We start from the raw sequence: 20,307 nt of genomic DNA, 5'->3' as shown, positions 1-20,307 counted from the left end.
CGTGAGATATCACCAGACCTATTGCTTACGCTTTTTTCTTTCCTAAGGCCACTACATCTGCTTTTTCGTCTGACAACACAGCCTTCGCTTCGGTACCTTTAAATAACTTACCTAAAGCATCTTTATTTTTAGACAACATGATCGCCAAATCTTCTAATACGTCAGGTTCAAATTTCATTCCCTTAGCTTCAATATATTCAGCTAAGTTATCCGCTACCTCTAGCATTTTGTCGTATTTATCGGCTTCTTTCTTATCTGCGGTCACAAACTTTTCAACCCCTTTATGCTCAACGACGTATCTGGTAATAATGGCCATATTTGTATCCTTAATTGCGTGTCTGTACAAAATATAACACAACAACTGTTTTTATGTACAGCATTATTCACCACCTAGCGCAGCCATAAAAAAACCAGCTCGAGGCTGGTTTTTAATCTATTAATTATCGCTTAGTAAGTTATTAATGGCCTTCGCTCACTTGATTAACTGTGTAACGCGGTATTTCAACGACTAAATCTTCATCTTTGATAATAGCTTGGCAACCTAAGCGAGAGTCTGGCTCTAATCCCCATGCCTTGTCTAACATGTCATCTTCAAGTTCATCGCTTTCATCAAGTGATTCAAAACCTTCGCGGACAACTATATGACACGTTGTACATGCACAAGACTTCTCGCATGCATGTTCAATCTCAATACCATTTTTTAGCGCCAAATCGAGTACTGTTGTACCGCTTGGTGCTTCTAAAACGGCTCCATCAGGGCAAAGCTCTGCATGGGGTAAAAAAATCACTTGTGGCATCTTTGGTTTCCTCTAATTCTAAAAATTATGTTCTGACGGAATATTAGCTTAAATACTATCAACCGTATGACCAGCTAAAGCTTTTTTGATCGAGTGGTCCATACGTTTCTCAGCAAATACTTGGCTAGCCGCATCGGCCGCTTTGATTGCTAACTTAATGGCATCAATATCGTCGTTTTTACCTGCATCATCAAGCACCTTTAAGCTGGCTTGAATCGTGTCAATTTCCCCAGTGGTCAATAACTCGGTTCCATCAGCACCTAATGCAGCTTGGAGTGCTTCATGAACTCGCGCTGCTTCTACTTGTTGCTCTTTGAGCATACGAGCTTGCATGTCACCCGTGGCATTTTGCATCGACGCTTTTAGCATGTCGCTAATTTGAGTTTCATCAAGCCCATAAGAAGGCTTAACTTGGATCTCAGCCTGCACACCACTGGATTTCTCCATTGCCATAACGTTTAACAGACCATCAGCATCTACTTGAAACGTCACCCGAATATGTGCTGCACCAGCAGCCATTGGCGGAATACCGCGCAGGGTAAATTTTGCTAGTGAACGACAATCATCTACGAGTTCCCGTTCGCCTTGAAGCACATGCACCATCATGGCTGTTTGCCCATCTTTAAACGTGGTGAATTCTTGCGCTTTTGCCACGGGAATAGTGGTGTTGCGGTGAATAATTTTTTCAACCAACCCCCCCATGGTTTCGATACCTAAAGATAAAGGTAAAACATCTAATAGCAGCATTTCACCATCAGGTTTGTTCCCCACCAAAATATCGGCTTGTATTGATGCGCCGATCGCTACCACTTTATCCGGGTCAATTGAGGTCAATGGCTCTCGAGCAAAAAATGCACCTACTTGCTCTCTTACATAAGGAACACGAGTAGAGCCGCCCACCATAACAACTTGTAATACTTCGTCTTTGTCGAGTTCAGCATCTTTAAGGGCCCGGCGACATGCACGTAGTGTATTTTTTACTAATTCAGCAATAAGTCCTTCGAATACATCACGACTGATCGAGATTTCTCTGGTTTCTTGGTTGTCATCTTCAAGCTCAACCAATACGGACGTACTATCACTTAGAGACTCTTTAGCGAGTTTAGCTTTATCTAATAAAACCCGATGCAAGCGTTTCGATAATGGGCCTTCTAGTGAAAGTTGCTCACGAAAGTAAGCCACTATCTTATGGTCAAAGTCATCACCGCCTAAAGCGGAATCGCCACCCGTAGCGAGCACTTCAAACACGCCTTTACTGAGGCGTAAAATCGATATATCAAACGTGCCACCACCAAGATCATAAACTGCGATTACGCCCTCTTGAGCTGAATCTAAACCATAAGCAATAGCGGCTGCAGTTGGTTCATTAAGTAATCGAAGTACCTTTAAGCCTGCTAATTGAGCCGCGTCCTTCGTACCCTGTCTCTGAGCATCATCGAAGTAAGCAGGCACAGTGACGACTGCGCCATTTAGCTCTTCGCCTAAGCTCTGCTCGGCACGTAAACGTAGTGCGGTTAAAATATCAGCGGATACCTGAACAGGATTAACCTTACGCCCACTGACATTTAATAGAGGCGAATTTAGATTCGATTCATCAAAATCATAAGGCAAATCTGGATAGCTGCTGCGAATATCTTTCAAGCTGCGCCCTAGAAACCGCTTCACCGATACGACGGTATTGGCTGGATCAAGACTTGCGTCACGCTTAGCTTGCTCACCGACAATGACAGTATCGCCCTTATAACTGACTACCGAGGGCAAAAGATGCTGATTATTAGCATCACCTAAGGTCTCAGCTTTGCCGCTGCGTACAGTGGCAACTAATGAATTCGTTGTACCTAAATCGATACCTACCGCAATTTTCCGCTGGTGAGGAGCCGCACTTAGGCCTGGTTCTGCAATTTGGAGAAATGCCATAATAAAAGCCGTTTAATTAGTTCAAAAGTCGCTTAGTGCGTCTTCTTTGAGTTCAATTTCGTGACGTAACTTATATAGAAACTTCAGTTTACGTACTCGATTTGCAGCACTTTCATTTGCTGCGTCATCTGTCTGCTCAAGCAAGGAACCTAGTTCACTTAATAGCGCTTTAATATCCTGTGCAACTTCATCGTCCAACTCTTCTAACGCCGCTAACGGCTCGGCATTGTGTTGAGCATCTTCAAGCTGTTCCCGCCATTCCATTTGCTGCATCAAAAATGCGCCGTCTTGCATGGTTTTTTGCTCGTGCTGCAATTCGACCCCACGCAATTCAAGCATATGTTCTGCGCGGCTAAGCGGTTTCTTAAGGACTTGATAACCATCGTTTACTTGAGCATTTTTTTGTAACGCAATCAATTTGTCACGCTCGCTGGCAGTCGCAAACTTATCTGGATGAGTGAGCTTCTGCAGCTGTTGATAAGTGGCCGCTAAAGCGGTGCTATCAATGACAAATGAAGGCGTTAAGTTGAATAGCACAAAATAATTCATATCAATCAGTGTCTTTTGAGTTTGGTCTAGGAAGGTGTAAGCAGCCCGCTGTTCAACGTCGTGCTACACAAATGCGATATATGAAAGCAGGCTCTTTGAGCCTGCTATTTGTCACTATACGTTGAAACTCTCGCCGCAGCCGCACTCGCCGTTTGCGTTGGGATTATTAAATTGGAATCCTTCATTTAAGCCTTCTTTGGCAAAATCCAATTCAGTACCATCAAGATAAACCAAACTTTTTCCGTCGATAATAATTTTAACGCCATTATCTTCAAAAACATGGTCATCTTCGTTAAGCTCGTCAACAAATTCCAAAACATACGCTAAGCCAGAGCAACCGGTGGTTTTTACTCCTAAGCGCAAGCCTAGCCCTGAGCCTCTGTTTTGCAGAAAGCTAGATGCTCGTTGTGCCGCAGCCTCAGAAATTTTAATCCCCACAATTGTCTCCTTTTTCTTTAACGTTTACTGATGTTTCTTTTTGTAATCTTCTACTGCGGCTTTAATGGCATCTTCAGCCAAAATTGAGCAGTGAATCTTAACTGGCGGTAAGGCAAGTTCTTCAGCGATATCGGTGTTCGAAATTTTCACCGCTTCGTCAATTGATTTACCTTTAACCCACTCGGTAACCAAAGAACTAGATGCGATAGCTGAGCCACAACCATAGGTCTTGAATTTTGCATCTTCGATAATACCGTTTGGCCCTATCTTCAGTTGCAATTTCATGACGTCACCACATGCAGGTGCGCCTACCATACCCGTTGCAATACTAGGGTCGTTTTTGTCAAAGCCACCTACGTTACGTGGATTTTCATAGTGATCGATTACTTTTTCGCTGTAAGCCATGATGGTTACCTCATTTTTGAAGGCGTTAGCCTTGCTGTAAATTCTATTGGTTGATTAAATTACTAGTGGTGTGCCCACTCAACTGTACTTAAATCAACGCCTTCTTTGTACATATCCCACAATGGAGACATGTCACGTAATTTATCTATTGCGTTACGTACTACACTAATAACATGGTCAATTTCAGCTTCAGTGGTAAAACGACCAATAGTGAAACGAATTGAGCTATGCGCAAGTTCATCGTTTAAGCCTAATGCACGAAGCACATAAGAGGGCTCTAAACTAGCTGATGTACAAGCTGAACCAGAAGATACCGCCATATCCTTAAGCGCCATAATCAACGACTCACCTTCAACAAATGCGAAACTTACATTTAGGTTAGCCGCAACGCGATGCTCTATATCACCATTAATGTAAACGGCTTCAATATCTTTAATGCCATCCCACAAACGATTACGGAGCATCAAAATACGTTCGTTTTCAGTGGCCATTTCTTCTTTAGCAATACGGAACGCTTCACCCATACCCACGATTTGGTGAGTAGCCATGGTGCCTGAACGCATACCACGCTCATGACCACCGCCATGCATTTGCGCTTCCAAACGCACCCGTGGCTTACGGCTGACATAAAGCGCGCCTATACCTTTTGGACCGTAGGATTTATGCGCGGAAAACGACATCATATCCACTTTAAGAGTTTGTAAATCAATAGCAACTTTGCCCGTACTTTGCGCAGCATCTACGTGAAACAAAACTTTATGTTCACGGCAAACTTCGCCAAGTGCTGCAATATCTTGAATAACACCAATTTCGTTGTTTACATGCATAACACTAGCAAGAATGGTGTCTGGGCGGATCGCCGCAGTAAACTTTTTGATGTCAACCAAACCGTTGGGTTCAGGATCCAAATAGGTTACTTCAAAGCCCTCACGCTCTAACTGACGGCAGGTATCAAGTACCGCTTTATGTTCAGTTTTAACCGTAATGATGTGCTTACCTTTTTTACTATAGAAATGCGCTGCACCTTTAATAGCAAGGTTGTTTGATTCTGTAGCACCGGAGGTAAAAACAATCTCGCGAGGGTCAGCGTTAACTAAATCAGCGATTTGATTACGCGCAACGTCAACAGCTTCTTCTGCTACCCAGCCGAAACGGTGTGAACGAGATGCAGGATTACCAAAGTTGCCTTCGTTGGTTAAACATTCTGCCATTTTGGCAGCAACACGAGGGTCAACTGGGGTGGTTGACGAATAATCTAAATAAATTGGTAACTTAAGGTCGCTCATTGTTTACTCCGCTTATTTATTGCAAGCTCACTTCAATTTCGTGGCTGGCAATATAATTAAGATGTTTCGTTTTATCTTGTCTGTTTGCGACTAATTTCACGTCATGCTGTGCCATGAGTTCACCTAAGGTGATGCCATCAAGAAAAGTACTGATACGCTCACTCAGATCTTGCCACAAACTGTGAGTCAGACAGCGTTCACCACCTTGGCAATCGGACTGTCCTTGGCAACGAGTCGCGTCTACAGACTCATCTACTGCTCTTATCACTTCACCGATAGGGATTTCGCTTGGTACACGTCCAAGTTTGTATCCGCCGCCAGGGCCGCGAACACTGTCCACTAATTTCTCTCGGCGAAGGCGTGAAAAAAGTTGCTCTAAATAAGATAACGATATTTCTTGGCGTTCAGATATATCAGCTAACGACACGGGACCGCGCTGCGAATGTAACGCTACATCCAACATTGCTGTAACAGCGTAACGACCTTTAGAAGTTAATTTCATATTGAACACCTAGCTAAAAACTTGAAGCTATTGTCCCAAACCCGACTATTTTAGTCAAGTATTTATCCTACTGTTTTAGTCAAGTATTAAATGCTAATAAAAACAGGCCTTCCAAGACCAAAACCCTAAATTTGCGGGTCGAAGGATGCTCTTGCTGTTTCCTTTTCAGCGGGTGTTAAATGCTCATCAAAGCTATCAATTTCGAGCGTGGGTAATGATTTACCACATACATTTCCACCCATACTGTTTATTTCTTTGCACATTTCTTCAACTTTCGTATCAATAAGATGTACATGATCCAGCATCAGTCCGATGGCATTGGCTACCGGATCAGGGTTCTCAGTAGATACTGCATAAGCATCGAAGCCATATTTACGGGCAATTTTTGCGCGATGTCCATTCTGTTCAGTCTTCGTTGCTGGCATAACGATGCGTCCAGGGATCCCCACTACTGTAGCGCCTGCAGGAGCATCTTTGACAACTACAGAGTTTGAACCCACCTTCACACCTTTGTGCATAGTGATAGGGCCAAGGATCTTAGCGCCTGCCCCGATAACTACATTATCTTCTAAGGTTGGGTGGCGTTTACCCGGTGTCCAGGCAGTTCCACCTAAGGTAACACCATGATATAGCGTGACGTCATCGCCTATTTCAGCCGTTTCGCCAATCACAACACCCATGCCATGATCAATGAAAAACCGTCTACCTAACTTTGCACCAGGATGAATTTCAATCCCAGTAGCCCAGCGTGAGAAAGTAGATAAACTGCGAGCTAGCCACTTCCAATTTGCTTTCCACAGACGATGACTTAGACGATGGATCCAAATCGCATGGAGACCAGGATAATTAGTAATGATTTCAAAACGGTTGCGCGCCGCCGGATCGCGATGAAATACACTTTGAATATCTTCTTTAATGCGTTCGAACATAATTATTTATTGTCTTTGCTGGTCTTTTCAATGGAAGCCAAAATGCCGCGTAATATATTCAGCTCTTGCGTTTCTGGGCGAGCTCGATTGAATAAACGGCGTAATTTAGTCATGACCATACCCGGATGTTGGGGAATGATGAAATTCGTTTTATAAAGGGTTTGTTCCAAATGGCTATAAAAACCCTCAAGATCCTCTGCCAATGGGTATTCTTCCTGAACCTGTTCGCGACGAGTTTGATCTAAATGCGCCATACGAATTTCGTAACATAATGTTTGAACCGCAGCAGCTAAGTTTAACGAACTGTACTCGGGGTTAGCGGGAATACATACGTGAAAATGGCACTGCTGTAACTCATCATTACTTAATCCATTGTTCTCACGTCCAAATACTAACGCAACTGGATAATTTGGTACTTCTGCCACAAGCTTTTCGCCGCACCCTCTGGGTTCAAGCATGGGCCAAGACAACGTACGGGAACGAGCACTCGTACCCACCACTAAGCCACAACCCGCAACCGCTTCAGCAACACTCGATACAATTTTTGCATTAGCTAAAACATCCCCAGCCCCAGCAGCGAGTGCACTGGACTTACCATCGGGAGGCGAAACAGGATCAACCAAAATCAATTGACTCAAGCCCATCGTTTTCATGGCCCGAGCGGCCGAGCCAATATTGCCAGTATGTGATGTGTTAACCAAAACGATTTTAATATTTTCAAGCATAGCGAACGATTGTCTGACGTTAATGGGGATTTTAGGGCGCGCATAATAGCATATTTTGTCGTCAGCGGTAGCGCAGGCGCGGGGCACAGAGCAACACTTTTAAAAAAGTCGAAGTATTTATATAGATGTTGGTTAAGAATAAACGCGCTTACCTCGCAGGTTTTACTGCACCTCACCTTTGTAGAACTGGCATTCATCAAATCGCACATAATCACTTAACGGCATCAAATAAGTGTTTGATACTGCCACACCGTACTCAATCTCATCAGTGACTGCCACCTCAAATGGTGCTACCCATGGATCGTTTTTAGCGCCACTTAATTGCACGTAGGGGTACTGTGTCACTTTCCACCCCCCTGACAACAGTACATCCTTTTTCGCATTTACTAAGCTGTATGTTTTGTTCTCAAGCAAAATTAGTTGCGTCTCGCTTTGACAACTCTTGCTTTGATAAGTGCCGAATACGCTCTCCAGTAAATACTGCGCTGAGACATCAATATCAGTAGGTATTAAAAACAAGCCTATAGACTCATGCGTGAAGGCGTGATTATTACTAAATAGAGGCACTTCTTGATGAATATCATACCCGAGGTTTGATGCCACCTTCGCCAAACGTGTTAGTTCGCTTGGCTCTTTTAACATTAATGAATAGACAAGACTGTTGCGGGTAATTGATTCAGGAAAGGTTAGAAAATTAACATCTACTAAAAATTCACCTTCTTGTAGTAGTCGAGATATTCGCTCAACTTCAGGCTCAGAAAGATATTTGCCATATAAGTGCACTTGCGTGTGGCTACAGCCTATTATAAGAATCAGTGTTATCACGAGCAAAATCCAGCGCATATTATTGTCTTCAAAATGGGCCGTTAAACATAGGGGCATTCAACGCTAAGTATTATGCTTGATATAATTCCAACGGTAATCCATCGGGATCAGCGAAAAAAACAAATGCTTTACCTGTATATTCATCGATTCTAATCCGCTCAACATCAACCCCTTTGCCAGTTAACTTAGCAACACACTCTTCAACGCTGTCGACAACAAACGCTAAATGACGCAACCCTTGAGCTTCAGGTCGACTAGGACGAGATGGCGCACCAGGAAAGGAAAACAGTTCAATTTGCCCACCATCAGGTAGCGCTAAATCTAACTTGTAAGATTCACGTTGTGCCCGATAATTCTCAGCAATAATTTTTAATCCCAAAATGTCAGTGTAAAAATGCTTCGAACGTTCATAGTCTGAACAAATTATCGCAACGTGGTGTATTCGGTTAAACATTCAACTTTCCAATCAATAAGTATCAAAACTATACGCTAGCATAGTTTATATCCATGACAGATTATGATTGCTAATATTCTGTATTTTGGTAAGCTACGCGGCGATTTTTTGTTCAGCGTTAATGCAATTATTCACCGCTGGCAAATATGTATTCTAACGTTCTTTTAAAATTGGTGGTTTTACTATGCATCCTATGCTGAATATAGCAGTGCGCGCGGCGCGTTCTGCGGGCAATGTCATTGCTCGTGGTTTTGAAAATCAATCTGAATTGATGGTTGAAGCCAAAGGCAGTAACGATTTTGTTACGCGAATTGACAAAGAAGCCGAGCAAGCAATTATTCACAAAATTCAGCAATCTTACCCAGATCACTGTTTTGTGGGTGAAGAAGGTGGCGTAGTCGAAGGTAGCGAAAGTGACTATAAATGGATCATTGACCCACTAGATGGCACCACCAATTTTATCAAAGGCATCCCCCACTTTGCTGTATCAATAGCACTTATGCACAAAGGTCGCTTAGATCAATCGGTAGTATTCGATCCTATCCGTGGTGAGTTGTTCACTGCAAGCAAAGGCGCAGGCGCACAACTTAATGGTTTCCGCATTCGCTCAAGCAAAGCCAAAGAATTAGGTCAAACCATTTTAGCTACAGCGTTACCTTATAAGAACAAAGAATCGTTACCAACATACTTAGAAAGCTTCCGTAAGATATTCTTCCAAGCTGGCGATATTCGTCGCTGCGGTTCGGCCGCCCTTGATTTAGCCTATGTTGCTGCTGGTCGTTATGACGGTTACTGGGAAAGCGGTTTAAAGCCTTGGAATATCGCTGCTGGTGAATTGCTGGTGCGTGAATCTGGCGGATTAGTCACCGACTTTAAAGGTGGCAACGACCCGATACAGAAGGGTGAAATTGTTGCTGGAAGTGCAAAGGTGGTACAGACCTTGGTTAAACACCTAAAAGGTTAACTAACCAAAAATATATTTTGTATACAATAAAGCGAGTCTTATGACTCGTTTTTTTATGTCTATGTATTGACTCAATACCTGCCACCATGACCCATTTAGTCATCCGTTCACAATGTCCCTACGTTAATCCAACTGCAATAAAAAAGCCGCTTAATCAATTAAGCGGCTTTGAGGTTTTCTACTTTAGATCTTTACGAGACGAGTCTCATATTTTATAAATTACAACATTGAATCTTGGTCAGCACCTTCTTTTTCAATCTCAGTTGGCATCAAGTCTTCACGGCTTACACCTAACCAAAGTGCCACTAAGCTGGCGACATAAATTGAAGAGTAAGTCCCGATAATGACTCCAAACAACAAGGCAGTTGCAAAACCATGAATCGTTGCTCCGCCCAAGAAGAATAATGACATTAAGACCAATACAGTCGTCATTGACGTAATAATCGTTCGATTCAATGTTTGCGTTAAAGAAATATTAATAATTTCTTCGGTATCAGCATTGCGTATTTTACGGAAGTTTTCACGGATCCTGTCAGAGACCACTATGGTATCGTTTAATGAATAACCGATAACCGCGAGTACAGCCGCTAAAACCGTTAAATCGAATTCTAGATTTAAAATTGAGAATAGACCTAACGTGACGATAACGTCATGGGCTAATGCAATAACGGAGCCTAGCGCAAAGCGCCATTCAAAGCGCATGGCTACATAAACCAAGATACAAAGTAACGAAACCAACATTGCCAACCCACCCTGCTCAGCAAGTTCGTCACCAATATTCGGTCCGACAAACGCTATACCACGTTTTTCGGTACCCGGGACCGCAGCCTGCAGTGCATTGACGACACTGTCACCTATATCCACATTTTTCACGCCTTCAATTGGCGCAATACGAATAAGTACGTCTTGACTACTGCCGTAGTTTTGAACAATGGGTTCATTGAAGCCTGCTTGGGTTAAATCAGCACGAATGGCATCTAAATTTGCAACGCCTTCATAGCGCATTTCGATTTGTGTACCACCTGTGAAATCAAGTCCCCAATTAAGCTGATTAACGCCCAGAGAGACTAACGAACCAATTACCAGTAAGGCTGAAAATATCGCCGCAGGAACGCGTAACGACATAAAGCCAACTGTGTTTTTCATATTTAACAATTGCATATTACGGCTCCTATATTGATAAAGTTTTCAGGGGTTTACCACCACACCATGCATTAACTACTGCACGGGTGATAAAAATTGCGGTAAACATAGAAGTGGCGATACCAATCATTAAAGTAATTGAAAAGCCTTTGATAGGGCCAGTGCCGACGGCAAACAAAATCAAGCCCGCGATAAAGGTCGTAATATTGGCATCTAAGATGGTAGAAAAAGCACTGTCGTACCCATGATGAATGGCCTGTTGTGGACTCCTTCCTTCACGTAATTCTTCACGAATACGTTCAAAAATAAGCACATTGGCATCAACCGCCATACCAACGGTTAATACGATACCTGCCATACCTGGAAGGGACAATGTAGCTCCAGGGATCATTGACATAATACCCACTATCATCACAAGATTTAGCGTCAGTGCTAAGTCAGCTACTAAGCCAAATGCTTTGTAGTAAACAAGCATAAAAATAAGCACTGCAACAAAGCCCCAGATAATGGCTTGTTTACCTAATTCAATGTTTTCTTTACCTAAGCTGGGTCCTACTGTGCGCTCTTCAACAATTTGAATCGGCGCAATAAGCGCACCAGCGCGTAGTAATAGGGCTAAGTTATGGGCTTCTTGGGGTGAATCTAAGCCAGTAATACGAAAGCTACTACCTAAACGCGCTTGGATCGTTGCAATACTAATAACTTCACGCTTAGCTTCGAATATCAGCTTCTCGTTTGCATCACGCTCACCCGTAGTTTTGTATTCAATAAAAACAGTTGCCATAGGTTTACCTATGCTGTCTTTGGTGAACTGAGACATCTTGCTGCCCCCCTTAGAATCAAGGGAAATATTAACCTGAGGAATACCATATTCATCGGCGCTAGAATTGGCGTCAATAATATGATTACCGGTTAGAATAATTTTCTTCTTCAGTAATTGTGGCTGTCCGTCTTGGTTCAACACTAATTCAGAGCCCGCTGGCACGCGTCCAGCAACGGCATCACGCACGTCGTGGTCTAAATCCACTGAGCGGAATTCTAATGTAGCTGTAGCATTTAGAATTTCCTTTGCTCTTGCTGTGTCTTGAATACCCGGTAATTGTACAGCGATACGGTCAACACCTTGCTTTTGCACGCTCGGCTCAGCAACACCTAATTGATTTACTCGGTTGCGAATAATCGTTATATTCTGCTTTACCGCGTAGTCACGGGTTTCCGCCAGTTTTTGTTCTGACATATTAACCACTATGCGCAAATCGTTTTTCTCGGTAAAAACCAAGTCACGATTACGGTTACGCAAAAAGAATTCAGCTTTATCTAAGGTATCTTGGTCACGGAAGAATATCTCAACTCCACCTTCTACTTGGCGCACCGTGCGATAACGAATACCTTCTTCACGTAAAGCACTTTTAAAATCTGAAACCATATCTTCAAAAGATTTATTGATTGCAGAGTTCATATCCACTTCCATTAAGAAATGCACACCACCACGTAAATCCAAACCTAGTTTCATTGGTTCGCCGCCTAATGCAGCCAACCAGTCTGGGGTATCAGGAGCCAAGTTCATAGCGACATAATAATTATCACCTAGCGCACGCTCTAAGGTTTCTCTGGCAAGAAGCTGACTATCTGAATTGGTTAGACGGACGAGAATTTGCTCGTTATCCAACACAATGCTTTTGGTCTCAATACTCTCGGTATTTAATGTTTCTGTAACCTTGCTAAGCAAAGCATCATCGACGGTTGCATTACGGCCCGCAGAAATTTGTACTGCATAGTCCTCGCCGTACAAATTTGGAGTGGCATATAGAGCACAAATACCGACGATAAAAATCAGTACTAAGAGCTTCCATAGCGGAGTTTGGTTTAACACGTGAAAATCCTTCCATTTTGACTGTCGTAACATAAATAAAGCGGGCAATCGCCCGCTTTATTTAACGTAACTCATTTTAAATCGCTTTCATTGTGCCTTTTGGCAACACAGCTGAAATAGCAGATTTTTGCACGACGATGTTCGTGGTATCGTTTAATGCAATTTCTAAAAAGTCTTTTTCTTCAGAAACCTTTACTATGCGACCAACCATACCACCTTGGGTCAACACTTCATCGCCTTTGCTCAATGAAGTAACCAAATTTTTATGATCCTTCACACGTTTAGCCTGTGGGCGATACAACATAAAGTAAAAAATTAATCCGAATACGCCGAGCATGATCAGCATTTCGTATCCGCCACCCGTCGCACCACCAGGTGCCGCCTGTGCATATGCATCAGAGATAAATAAGCTCATAAATTCCCCATATAATGTTAAGTTTTGTAGTTATAGTGCCGGTACCGGCAAATCTTTTTGCGCATAAAATTCAGCAACGAAGTCATCGAGTTTTTGCTCGGCAATAGCATCTCTTAATCCCTGCATAACACGTTGATAATAACGCAAGTTATGCACGGTATTTAAGCGTGCGCCTAATATTTCGTTACATTTGTCCAAGTGATGTAGATATGACCGCGAATAGTTTTTACAAGTGTAACAGTCACATTTATCGTCCAGGGGCCCTATATCCGTTTTATGTACCGCATTGCGAATTTTCACGATACCACTGGTCACAAATAGATGGCCGTTGCGAGCATTCCGTGTTGGCATAACGCAGTCGAACATATCAATCCCGCGACGTACCCCCTCAACTAAATCTTCTGGTTTGCCCACCCCCATAAGATAACGAGGCTTATGGGCTGGTATTTTGTCTGCGGTGTGATCTAATATCCGGATCATATCCTCTTTAGGCTCACCCACCGAGAGGCCACCGATCGCATATCCATCAAAGCCTATGTCTTCTAAACCTTTTAATGATACGTCCCGTAAGTCCTCATACATGCCACCTTGAATAATGCCAAATAAAGCCGACGGGTTATCACCATGCTCAGCTTTGCTGCGCTTGGCCCAACGTAAAGAAAGCTCCATCGACAGACGCGCTTCACTTTCGGTGGCGGGATGCGGCGTACACTCATCGAAAATCATAACAATGTCAGAACCTAAGTCTCGTTGCACTTGCATCGATTTCTCGGGGGTCAGCAGTATTTTTTCACCATTGATGGGTGAACGAAATGTTACTCCCTCTTCGGTTATCTTACGCAGATCACCTAGGCTAAAAACTTGAAAGCCACCAGAGTCAGTTAAGATTGGCTTTTGCCAATGCATAAAGTCGTGCAAATCACCGTGAAGTTTAATCAGTTCGGTACCTGGACGCAGCATTAAATGAAAGGTATTACCTAAGCATATATGGGCTCCCGATTCATCGAGCTCTTCTGGTGTCATGCCCTTAACCGTACCGTATGTGCCTACAGGCATAAAGGCTGGGGTTTCCACAACTCCCCGGTCAAATTTAAGACGTCCGCGGCGTGCCTTTCCATCTGTATTGTCTAATTCAAATTGCATAAATACTTCCTGCTGATAGGTCATGCCCACCAGCGTTTTCTCGTCTTAGGTGATTTTCAATGCCTAACAAGCGAGTTGCTGACAAAAAGTGGCCGGATTATATACGAATTGCGCGAGTGAATAAAAACTAATAACGCACTATTTTCTGCCGCGGCCTCATGCTGCTATCGATTGCTGCCTTATGCCTGATTTTTCTCAATGAACATAGCGTCTCCATAACTAAAAAAACGATACTTTCGATCAATAGCTTGTTGATAAGCGTCCATCACATTCTCTTTACCAGCAAACGCACTGACAAGCATAATAAGCGTCGACTCAGACAAGTGAAAATTGGTCAACATGGCATCAATCAATTGGAATTTATAACCCGGATAAATAAAAATATCAGTATCACTGAAAAAAGGTGCCAGCTCAGTTCCATTTTTTACAGCAGCTTGAGCCGCTGACTCAAGGGACCGCACAGACGTAGTGCCCACTGCTATCACCCGCTTTCCAGCCGCTTTAGTTTGAGCGATAGCGCTGATAACACTTTCAGGCACCTCGGCATATTCAGAATGCATTTTATGTTCAAGAATATTGTCAACACGAACAGGTTGAAAAGTGCCTGCGCCAACATGCAGTGTTACAAATTCGCTATTAACCCCTTTGTCTTTTAACTGCTTGAGTATACCTTCATCAAAATGCAAGCCTGCGGTTGGTGCTGCGACGGCACCAGGCTTCTGATTATAAACAGTTTGGTAGCGTTCTTTGTCCGATTCTTCATCAGGTCGGTCGATGTAGGGAGGCAACGGCATATGACCATATTGCTCAAGAATCTCAAGAATAGGTTCGGGATTTAGCAACTTCAGTTCAAACAAAGCGTCTTGACGGCCAACCATCTCCATTTCAACGCTGCCTTCAAGCAATAATCGCGTTCCTTCTTTTGGCGATTTACTCGCCCGGACATGAGCCAGCACATGATGCTCATCAATAATCCGCTCAATTAATACCTCAACTTTCCCCCCCGACGCCTTTTGCCCTAGCAGGCGCGCAGGGATAACACGGGTATTGTTGAATATCAGCAAATCACCAGGATTGATTAAATCGATCACGTCAGTAAATTGTAGATGCTCAAGACCGTCGACAGACAGGTGCATTAAGCGGCTGGCCGTGCGTTCCTTAGTTGGGTAACGTGCGATCAAGGTTTCGGGTAAATCAAACTGGAATTCGGAAACTTTCATATATTGTCCTAGGAAACGTAGCCCGTTATTTTACGTATAATAATTAATACCTGCAATGGCCTTGGTATACTCAAGTTCCCTTGTGACTTTGCCTAAAGCAACTAAAATAACATCAACAGTTTAAACATTATTGACGTTTCTCCTAACTGTTCTTTAGCCCGGCGATTATTGCGTTGGGCTTTTTTTTGCCTGTTTAGTGAGACATTGTCGCTAGTAGCAGTCCAAAAAATTCTTTTATTGCGCGAGATCTTGCCCCATGTCGCTGAACATATCCACGATATCGTCGCGCTCAATACGACGCATATTCAACACATACATGATTTGTAACAACAAATCAGCACCCAAAATCCCCTTATTAACTTTATTGCGCAGGTTATCTGCGCTTTGATTAACACCGATAGTCACTAACCGTTCGCTAAGATCTTGATACTTCACGCCGCGCTTAGACATTTCAGCTTTTACTAGACGCTGCACCACTTGCCGCCAATCTGCTGAGGCACTATTGTTCTGTTTTGCTGTCTGACCATCTAGGTTATTTTGCATAATTGCTCCGCCGACACAAATGTGACGTATAATTTACATTAGTAATGAATAGACTTCAAATGTTGAAAATAATATTTGACTATTTGTTTTCCAACTGACTACACTAAGCCCGTGTTTCGCCTTCGACCACAAATTAATTTTGTGACGCATTTGAGAAACGGTCATTAGACATACAGGAGAGTAACCATGACATGGGATCTTAACCAACTTGAGACCCTTTTTAGTGACAACCAAGATCTCGTTGTTACCCGTGAAGAAAATTGTTTATTAATTGCCAACAGCGACGGTGTTGATGCGTGGTTAGCCATTAGCGGAGAACAAATACTTGTTGAGTCGCTATTGTTTTCATTAAGTGAAGTGAAAGACAAACATGCTTTAAATGAAGAAATTTTAAAGTCTCATATGATTTTCCCATTAACGACTGTGGGTATTTCAAATGTCGCAGGCGATGAATATTACACAGCATTCGGTTCACTTAGCTCACAATCTAAACCTGAGAGCGTGATGATCGAAGTGCAGACATTGTTTCAAAATGTAGAAGCATTTTTAGATGCTTATGCAGAACATTTACATTAATCGAGGAGTGACAGTATGTCAGTTTGGAGAAAATTAGTGACCGCCGTTAAAGGTGGTGCCACCGAAGCCGCGCAAACAGTTGTAGATAGCCAGGCCATTCGTATCCTTGAGCAAGAGATCCGCGAAGCAAAAGATGAATTGCGCAAATCAGACCACGCTCGCACGCAAATTTTAGCCAAGTGTAAACTCGCTGAGCAAAAAGTAACTAGCTTGCAATCATCTATTGAACAGTACGAAGCCCATGCTCGTAAGGCGATTGATTCAGATCGCCAATTAGCACTCGATTGCGCACAAAAAGTCAGTGACTTAAAAGCGGAACAAGAAGGCGAGCAAAAATATCTTGATCAATTTAAGCAATCGGAAAAGCAATTAGCGGCGAATATCGGTCAAGCTAAAGGTAACTTGCGTCGCCTAGAACAGCAGGTCGACATGGTAAAGGCCACTGAATCTGTGCAAAAAGCGCAAGTTGCGGTTTCATCTCGCCATTTAGGTGCAAACAGTAAGATGAAAACGGCCACTGAGTCGCTGCAACGTATTCAAGACAAACAAACATTGCGAGATGCAGAATTGCAAGCGGCACAGGAATTAGCTACTGAAGAGTCAAGTGACGATTTAGAAAAGCGCTTATCTCAAGCTGGCATTAAGGGCGGTCAAACATCAGCCGACGATGAACTTAGCCGTATCTTAGGTAAGTAATAAAACGCTCTACACAGATAGCCAATCTGTTTTAACGGATTGGCTATTTGTTCATCTTTGCTCTGCTTTGAGTCTTACATTGGCTAATGGTCCTGGGTATGAAAGAATATCCCAAAATAATAATAACCTGAATTAACGCCATGTTTTTAAAATTACGTAAAATGCTGGCTCAGTATTTTACTGAAATGCGCTGGTACACATTACTGCTCTCTTTGAGTATATATGCCATTTCGACTTGGTGTTTGATGACACTGGCTGGTGAAGACGCATTAACCAACTCCACTGATTTTATCTATTGGCTAGTTGTGACTGCCTCAACAGTAGGTTATGGGGATTTATCTCCTACCACATCGGCGGGTAAATACATTGTTTCTTTGTATGTCATTCCGGTGGGATTGAGTTTTTTCGCGTTAGTCATTGGCCGAGTGGCATCATGGGTATCATTTCAGTGGTTAAAAGGAGTAAAAGGTTTGCAAAGTTTATCGGTATCGAATCACATTCTGGTGCTTGGGTGGAATGAGCAACGCACATTAAGATTATTAGATTTATTGTTGCGTGAACGTGATGCCGTCGATGAACGACCCGCAATTGTATTATGCGTTCGTGCCGATATCATTAATCCAATGCCGGATAAAATTGAGTTCGTCAAAGTCAACAGTTTCAGTAATGACAAAGACATGGACCGGGCCTGTATTGCAGAGGCCAAAGTCGTGTTAATGGACAACCCCGAAGATGACTTGACTATGACCACGGCACTGTATTGCAGCCAACGTAATCCAAATGCTCAGATGGTCGCCTATTTTACTGACGAAACCTTGGCTAATTTACTCCGCCGCCACTGTCCGAATGTAGAATGCACCCCTAGTGTAGCGATTGAAATGCTAGCGAAATCCGCATTTGATCCTGGCTCGAGTGTTTTACACCATGACTTACTCAGCGTTACAGAGGGTCAAGCCCAGTATTCAAGCACCCTGCCGCAAGATATAAAACCAGTCGAAGTGCGAGCTGCATTTAATCAACTTAAAGCCCGTTATAATGCCACCTTAATTGGCATAGCTAAAAGTGATGATAGATTGAACATTCAGGTGAACCCTGATTTAGACGAACAACTGTTCCCTGGAGACAAGGTATTTTACATCGCCAAGGGACGCATCAAACAAATCGCATGGCAACGTTTTTCTGAGGAATAACATGTTTAGCAAATTATTTGGTAAAAAAGACAACCCAGCTGCTCCCAAAGCGCCAGAAATCATGGGGTTGTACTTAGGTGGGTCGTTTCAAATAGATCCCCTGAAACTAAAATTAGTAGAACCTAGTCTTATTATCGATTCAGCAGCCAGTTCGCATATTATTCAGGCTGTAGGCGAAGTTGATTTAGATACAGGTGGTAAAATCTTACGCTTCTACACAGATGATGATGCTTTCTTGCAAGTGGTGCTGGACGGCGGCATGACCGAAAACCATATAACAGACGTTAAGTTATGGTATTTCTACGAAACCAAAACGGTGGGTTCGGACGCCCAGTGGCAAGAATTGATTAAAAATCAAATATCTCAAGCACAATATTCATTGGGAGGTCATATTTACCAACGCGTTTGGGACGCCGTAGGGGAATTATCACCGGCAGTGGCTATGACAGAAACAACCTATGAAGAAGACGGCGACACGAGTGAGACGGACCAGTTTGTTATGCTTTATGAGCGTGAAATTGATGAAAACAACGTAGAAACGCTGCTCGTTAGCGGCGAAGAAAAACTAGTAGGACAAAATCTTGATCGCTGCTTTGTAATAAGTAGTGGTTTTAATATTGAACAAGCTGACATTAGTATTAATGGCTAACAGTACGCATTAAACCTAAGGAAATAAAATGGAAACAATTCTAAATTCAATCGCTGGCTTGGGTCACTTTGCTGCCTACTTTGCGGTATCAATTGTATTACTGTTTGTATTCAAAATTGTTTATGCCTTTGTCACTCCGCACGATGAGTGGAAATTGGTCAAGCAAGAAAAAAACTTAGCAGCAGCGATTGGCTTTGGCGGTGCAATAGTTGGTTTTGCGTTAGCGCTTGCTAGCGCAGTGGCGAACTCAGCCTCTCTTGTTGATTTTGTCGTTTGGGGCGTAGTAGCCATATTTGCTCAGGTAATAGCATTCTTATTGTTGCGCTTTACCTTTATGCCGAAAATTGCCGAGCGTATTATTAATAACGAAATATCAGCGGGTACAATTTTAGCAGCCATCTCTATCGCAGTTGGCTTATTAAACGCCGCTTGCATGACTTACTAGGAGGGCATATGACTCAGCGTAAACGCTCATCAAATATTAACCTAGCATCGATGCGCAAAGGCTTTTCTGTTAAGCCTTTAGCCCTAGGTATTGCCGCCGTTATGCTAAGTGGATGCGGTGAAGAAACGGAAAAAGCCACTGTGTACACAGGGGTAGACGACTGTGTTAAGCAAAACCCTGGCCAAGCAGAATTGTGTAAAACAGCTTACCAGGACGCGCTTGACGAAGCACAGCGTACTGGACCGAAATACGCATCCAGACAAATTTGTGAAGAAGAATTCGGGGCAAATCAGTGTAATTATACCCGTAGCGACAGCGGCTCATTTTTTATGCCTTTTATGGCCGGTTACATGCTCAGTAACTTACTATCACCAAGAGGCTACAATACACAGCCCATGTTTACCTCATTTTCACCTTATTCGTCCTATCGCCAACGCTGGATGGGCGCAGATGGCAGTGACTATGGAAACACCCGTCGTCGTAATATGGACGTCAGTAAGAATGCATTCAAATCTAAACCCGCCGTGACCAAAACCATGAGCAGAGGTGGCTTCGGCAGCAGCGTTCGAGCCAAATCAAGCTGGGGCAGTTCTACTAGAAAGTCTGGTGGTTGGGGCGGTTAG

At 43.1% G+C, this 20,307-nt stretch carries 25 protein-coding genes; 7 read left to right on the top strand and 18 right to left on the bottom strand.

The window, feature by feature from the left end:
* Positions 1-25: 25 nt before the first annotated feature.
* From GQR89_RS05530 to GQR89_RS05475, 12 genes are all read right to left on the bottom strand, one after another.
* Positions 26-316, bottom strand: coding sequence for a YebG family protein (locus GQR89_RS05530; protein ID WP_158769136.1), 291 nt, complete (start codon positions 314-316; stop codon positions 26-28).
* Positions 317-458: 142 nt separating this feature from the next.
* A complete protein-coding gene (fdx, locus tag GQR89_RS05525; protein WP_158769135.1) occupies positions 459-797 on the bottom strand; it encodes an ISC system 2Fe-2S type ferredoxin in 339 nt (112 codons plus the stop codon).
* A gap of 48 nt (positions 798-845) precedes the next feature.
* On the bottom strand, positions 846-2,714 hold the full coding sequence (gene hscA / locus GQR89_RS05520; RefSeq protein ID WP_158769134.1) for a Fe-S protein assembly chaperone HscA: 1,869 nt from the start codon (positions 2,712-2,714) through the stop codon (positions 846-848).
* 21 nt (positions 2,715-2,735) lie between these two features.
* Complete coding sequence (gene hscB / locus GQR89_RS05515) at positions 2,736-3,263, bottom strand: co-chaperone HscB (RefSeq protein ID WP_158769133.1); 528 nt, start codon at positions 3,261-3,263, stop codon at positions 2,736-2,738.
* Between the two features lie 114 nt (positions 3,264-3,377).
* A complete protein-coding gene (gene iscA, locus GQR89_RS05510) occupies positions 3,378-3,701 on the bottom strand; it encodes an iron-sulfur cluster assembly protein IscA (protein WP_006992096.1) in 324 nt (107 codons plus the stop codon).
* A gap of 24 nt (positions 3,702-3,725) precedes the next feature.
* Positions 3,726-4,106, bottom strand: a complete 381-nt coding sequence (gene iscU / locus GQR89_RS05505; protein ID WP_158769132.1) for a Fe-S cluster assembly scaffold IscU — start codon at positions 4,104-4,106, stop codon at positions 3,726-3,728.
* 62 nt (positions 4,107-4,168) lie between these two features.
* Positions 4,169-5,392, bottom strand: coding sequence for an IscS subfamily cysteine desulfurase (locus GQR89_RS05500; RefSeq protein ID WP_158769131.1), 1,224 nt, complete (start codon positions 5,390-5,392; stop codon positions 4,169-4,171).
* Positions 5,393-5,408: 16 nt separating this feature from the next.
* On the bottom strand, positions 5,409-5,894 hold the full coding sequence (gene iscR, locus GQR89_RS05495; protein ID WP_158769130.1) for a Fe-S cluster assembly transcriptional regulator IscR: 486 nt from the start codon (positions 5,892-5,894) through the stop codon (positions 5,409-5,411).
* A 125-nt stretch (positions 5,895-6,019) separates the two neighbouring features.
* Complete coding sequence (gene cysE / locus GQR89_RS05490) at positions 6,020-6,823, bottom strand: serine O-acetyltransferase (RefSeq protein WP_158769129.1); 804 nt, start codon at positions 6,821-6,823, stop codon at positions 6,020-6,022.
* 2 nt (positions 6,824-6,825) lie between these two features.
* Positions 6,826-7,548: a tRNA (cytosine(32)/uridine(32)-2'-O)-methyltransferase TrmJ gene (gene trmJ / locus GQR89_RS05485; RefSeq protein WP_158772144.1), complete on the bottom strand. Its 723-nt coding sequence runs from the start codon at positions 7,546-7,548 to the stop codon at positions 6,826-6,828.
* A gap of 162 nt (positions 7,549-7,710) precedes the next feature.
* Positions 7,711-8,373, bottom strand: coding sequence for a hypothetical protein (locus GQR89_RS05480; protein ID WP_233269087.1), 663 nt, complete (start codon positions 8,371-8,373; stop codon positions 7,711-7,713).
* 70 nt (positions 8,374-8,443) lie between these two features.
* Complete coding sequence (locus GQR89_RS05475) at positions 8,444-8,827, bottom strand: VOC family protein (RefSeq protein ID WP_158769128.1); 384 nt, start codon at positions 8,825-8,827, stop codon at positions 8,444-8,446.
* Between the two features lie 184 nt (positions 8,828-9,011).
* Here GQR89_RS05475 and suhB point away from each other — a divergent pair, with 184 nt between their 5' ends.
* Complete coding sequence (gene suhB / locus GQR89_RS05470) at positions 9,012-9,791, top strand: inositol-1-monophosphatase (protein ID WP_158769127.1); 780 nt, start codon at positions 9,012-9,014, stop codon at positions 9,789-9,791.
* A 219-nt stretch (positions 9,792-10,010) separates the two neighbouring features.
* Here suhB and secF read toward each other — a convergent pair whose 3' ends face one another.
* From secF to GQR89_RS05440, 6 genes are all read right to left on the bottom strand, one after another.
* Positions 10,011-10,952, bottom strand: coding sequence for a protein translocase subunit SecF (secF, locus tag GQR89_RS05465; protein WP_158769126.1), 942 nt, complete (start codon positions 10,950-10,952; stop codon positions 10,011-10,013).
* Between the two features lie 10 nt (positions 10,953-10,962).
* Entirely contained in the window at positions 10,963-12,807 is a 1,845-nt protein-coding gene (secD, locus tag GQR89_RS05460; protein ID WP_158769125.1) for a protein translocase subunit SecD, read from the bottom strand.
* Between the two features lie 76 nt (positions 12,808-12,883).
* Positions 12,884-13,222: a preprotein translocase subunit YajC gene (gene yajC, locus GQR89_RS05455; RefSeq protein WP_158769124.1), complete on the bottom strand. Its 339-nt coding sequence runs from the start codon at positions 13,220-13,222 to the stop codon at positions 12,884-12,886.
* 30 nt (positions 13,223-13,252) lie between these two features.
* A complete protein-coding gene (gene tgt / locus GQR89_RS05450) occupies positions 13,253-14,365 on the bottom strand; it encodes a tRNA guanosine(34) transglycosylase Tgt (RefSeq protein ID WP_158769123.1) in 1,113 nt (370 codons plus the stop codon).
* Between the two features lie 179 nt (positions 14,366-14,544).
* Positions 14,545-15,585 carry a tRNA preQ1(34) S-adenosylmethionine ribosyltransferase-isomerase QueA gene (gene queA / locus GQR89_RS05445; protein ID WP_158769122.1) on the bottom strand — a complete coding sequence of 347 codons (1,041 nt, stop codon included), beginning with the start codon at positions 15,583-15,585 and terminating at the stop codon, positions 14,545-14,547.
* A gap of 234 nt (positions 15,586-15,819) precedes the next feature.
* Entirely contained in the window at positions 15,820-16,128 is a 309-nt protein-coding gene (locus GQR89_RS05440) for a DUF6471 domain-containing protein (protein ID WP_158769121.1), read from the bottom strand.
* A gap of 186 nt (positions 16,129-16,314) precedes the next feature.
* Here GQR89_RS05440 and GQR89_RS05435 point away from each other — a divergent pair, with 186 nt between their 5' ends.
* The 6 genes from GQR89_RS05435 (at position 16,315) to GQR89_RS05410 (ending at position 20,307) form a co-directional block, all read left to right on the top strand.
* Complete coding sequence (locus GQR89_RS05435) at positions 16,315-16,704, top strand: YjfI family protein (protein ID WP_158769120.1); 390 nt, start codon at positions 16,315-16,317, stop codon at positions 16,702-16,704.
* A gap of 15 nt (positions 16,705-16,719) precedes the next feature.
* Entirely contained in the window at positions 16,720-17,400 is a 681-nt protein-coding gene (locus tag GQR89_RS05430; RefSeq protein ID WP_158769119.1) for a PspA/IM30 family protein, read from the top strand.
* Between the two features lie 140 nt (positions 17,401-17,540).
* Positions 17,541-18,590 (top strand): potassium channel family protein, encoded by a 1,050-nt coding sequence (locus GQR89_RS05425; protein WP_158769118.1) that lies wholly within the window; start codon positions 17,541-17,543, stop codon positions 18,588-18,590.
* Position 18,591: 1 nt separating this feature from the next.
* Positions 18,592-19,239: a YjfK family protein gene (locus GQR89_RS05420; protein ID WP_158769117.1), complete on the top strand. Its 648-nt coding sequence runs from the start codon at positions 18,592-18,594 to the stop codon at positions 19,237-19,239.
* Between the two features lie 28 nt (positions 19,240-19,267).
* Entirely contained in the window at positions 19,268-19,684 is a 417-nt protein-coding gene (locus tag GQR89_RS05415; protein ID WP_158769116.1) for a DUF350 domain-containing protein, read from the top strand.
* An 8-nt stretch (positions 19,685-19,692) separates the two neighbouring features.
* Positions 19,693-20,307, top strand: a complete 615-nt coding sequence (locus GQR89_RS05410; RefSeq protein WP_158769115.1) for a DUF1190 family protein — start codon at positions 19,693-19,695, stop codon at positions 20,305-20,307.

It is taken from the genome of Paraglaciecola sp. L1A13 (genome assembly GCF_009796745.1).
Lineage (GTDB): Bacteria > Pseudomonadota > Gammaproteobacteria > Enterobacterales > Alteromonadaceae > Paraglaciecola.
Note: the sequence above shows the minus strand (reverse complement) of the source record. Positions and strands in the feature narration are given on the sequence as shown.

Bases quoted from the DNA above. Each gene is read 5' to 3' on its own strand.
- GQR89_RS05530 (WP_158769136.1), bottom strand. From the start codon at position 316: ATGGCCATTATTACCAGATACGTCGTTGAGCATAAAGGGGTTGAAAAG.
- fdx (WP_158769135.1), bottom strand. From the start codon at position 797: ATGCCACAAGTGATTTTTTTACCCCATGCAGAGCTTTGCCCTGATGGA.
- hscA (WP_158769134.1), bottom strand. From the start codon at position 2,714: ATGGCATTTCTCCAAATTGCAGAACCAGGCCTAAGTGCGGCTCCTCAC.
- hscB (WP_158769133.1), bottom strand. From the start codon at position 3,263: ATGAATTATTTTGTGCTATTCAACTTAACGCCTTCATTTGTCATTGAT.
- iscU (WP_158769132.1), bottom strand. From the start codon at position 4,106: ATGGCTTACAGCGAAAAAGTAATCGATCACTATGAAAATCCACGTAAC.
- GQR89_RS05500 (WP_158769131.1), bottom strand. From the start codon at position 5,392: ATGAGCGACCTTAAGTTACCAATTTATTTAGATTATTCGTCAACCACC.
- iscR (WP_158769130.1), bottom strand. From the start codon at position 5,894: ATGAAATTAACTTCTAAAGGTCGTTACGCTGTTACAGCAATGTTGGAT.
- cysE (WP_158769129.1), bottom strand. From the start codon at position 6,823: ATGTTCGAACGCATTAAAGAAGATATTCAAAGTGTATTTCATCGCGAT.
- trmJ (WP_158772144.1), bottom strand. From the start codon at position 7,548: ATGCTTGAAAATATTAAAATCGTTTTGGTTAACACATCACATACTGGC.
- GQR89_RS05475 (WP_158769128.1), bottom strand. From the start codon at position 8,827: ATGTTTAACCGAATACACCACGTTGCGATAATTTGTTCAGACTATGAA.
- suhB (WP_158769127.1), top strand. From the start codon at position 9,012: ATGCATCCTATGCTGAATATAGCAGTGCGCGCGGCGCGTTCTGCGGGC.
- secF (WP_158769126.1), bottom strand. From the start codon at position 10,952: ATGCAATTGTTAAATATGAAAAACACAGTTGGCTTTATGTCGTTACGC.
- yajC (WP_158769124.1), bottom strand. From the start codon at position 13,222: ATGAGCTTATTTATCTCTGATGCATATGCACAGGCGGCACCTGGTGGT.
- tgt (WP_158769123.1), bottom strand. From the start codon at position 14,365: ATGCAATTTGAATTAGACAATACAGATGGAAAGGCACGCCGCGGACGT.
- queA (WP_158769122.1), bottom strand. From the start codon at position 15,585: ATGAAAGTTTCCGAATTCCAGTTTGATTTACCCGAAACCTTGATCGCA.
- GQR89_RS05440 (WP_158769121.1), bottom strand. From the start codon at position 16,128: ATGCAAAATAACCTAGATGGTCAGACAGCAAAACAGAACAATAGTGCC.
- GQR89_RS05435 (WP_158769120.1), top strand. From the start codon at position 16,315: ATGACATGGGATCTTAACCAACTTGAGACCCTTTTTAGTGACAACCAA.
- GQR89_RS05430 (WP_158769119.1), top strand. From the start codon at position 16,720: ATGTCAGTTTGGAGAAAATTAGTGACCGCCGTTAAAGGTGGTGCCACC.
- GQR89_RS05425 (WP_158769118.1), top strand. From the start codon at position 17,541: ATGTTTTTAAAATTACGTAAAATGCTGGCTCAGTATTTTACTGAAATG.
- GQR89_RS05420 (WP_158769117.1), top strand. From the start codon at position 18,592: ATGTTTAGCAAATTATTTGGTAAAAAAGACAACCCAGCTGCTCCCAAA.
- GQR89_RS05415 (WP_158769116.1), top strand. From the start codon at position 19,268: ATGGAAACAATTCTAAATTCAATCGCTGGCTTGGGTCACTTTGCTGCC.
- GQR89_RS05410 (WP_158769115.1), top strand. From the start codon at position 19,693: ATGACTCAGCGTAAACGCTCATCAAATATTAACCTAGCATCGATGCGC.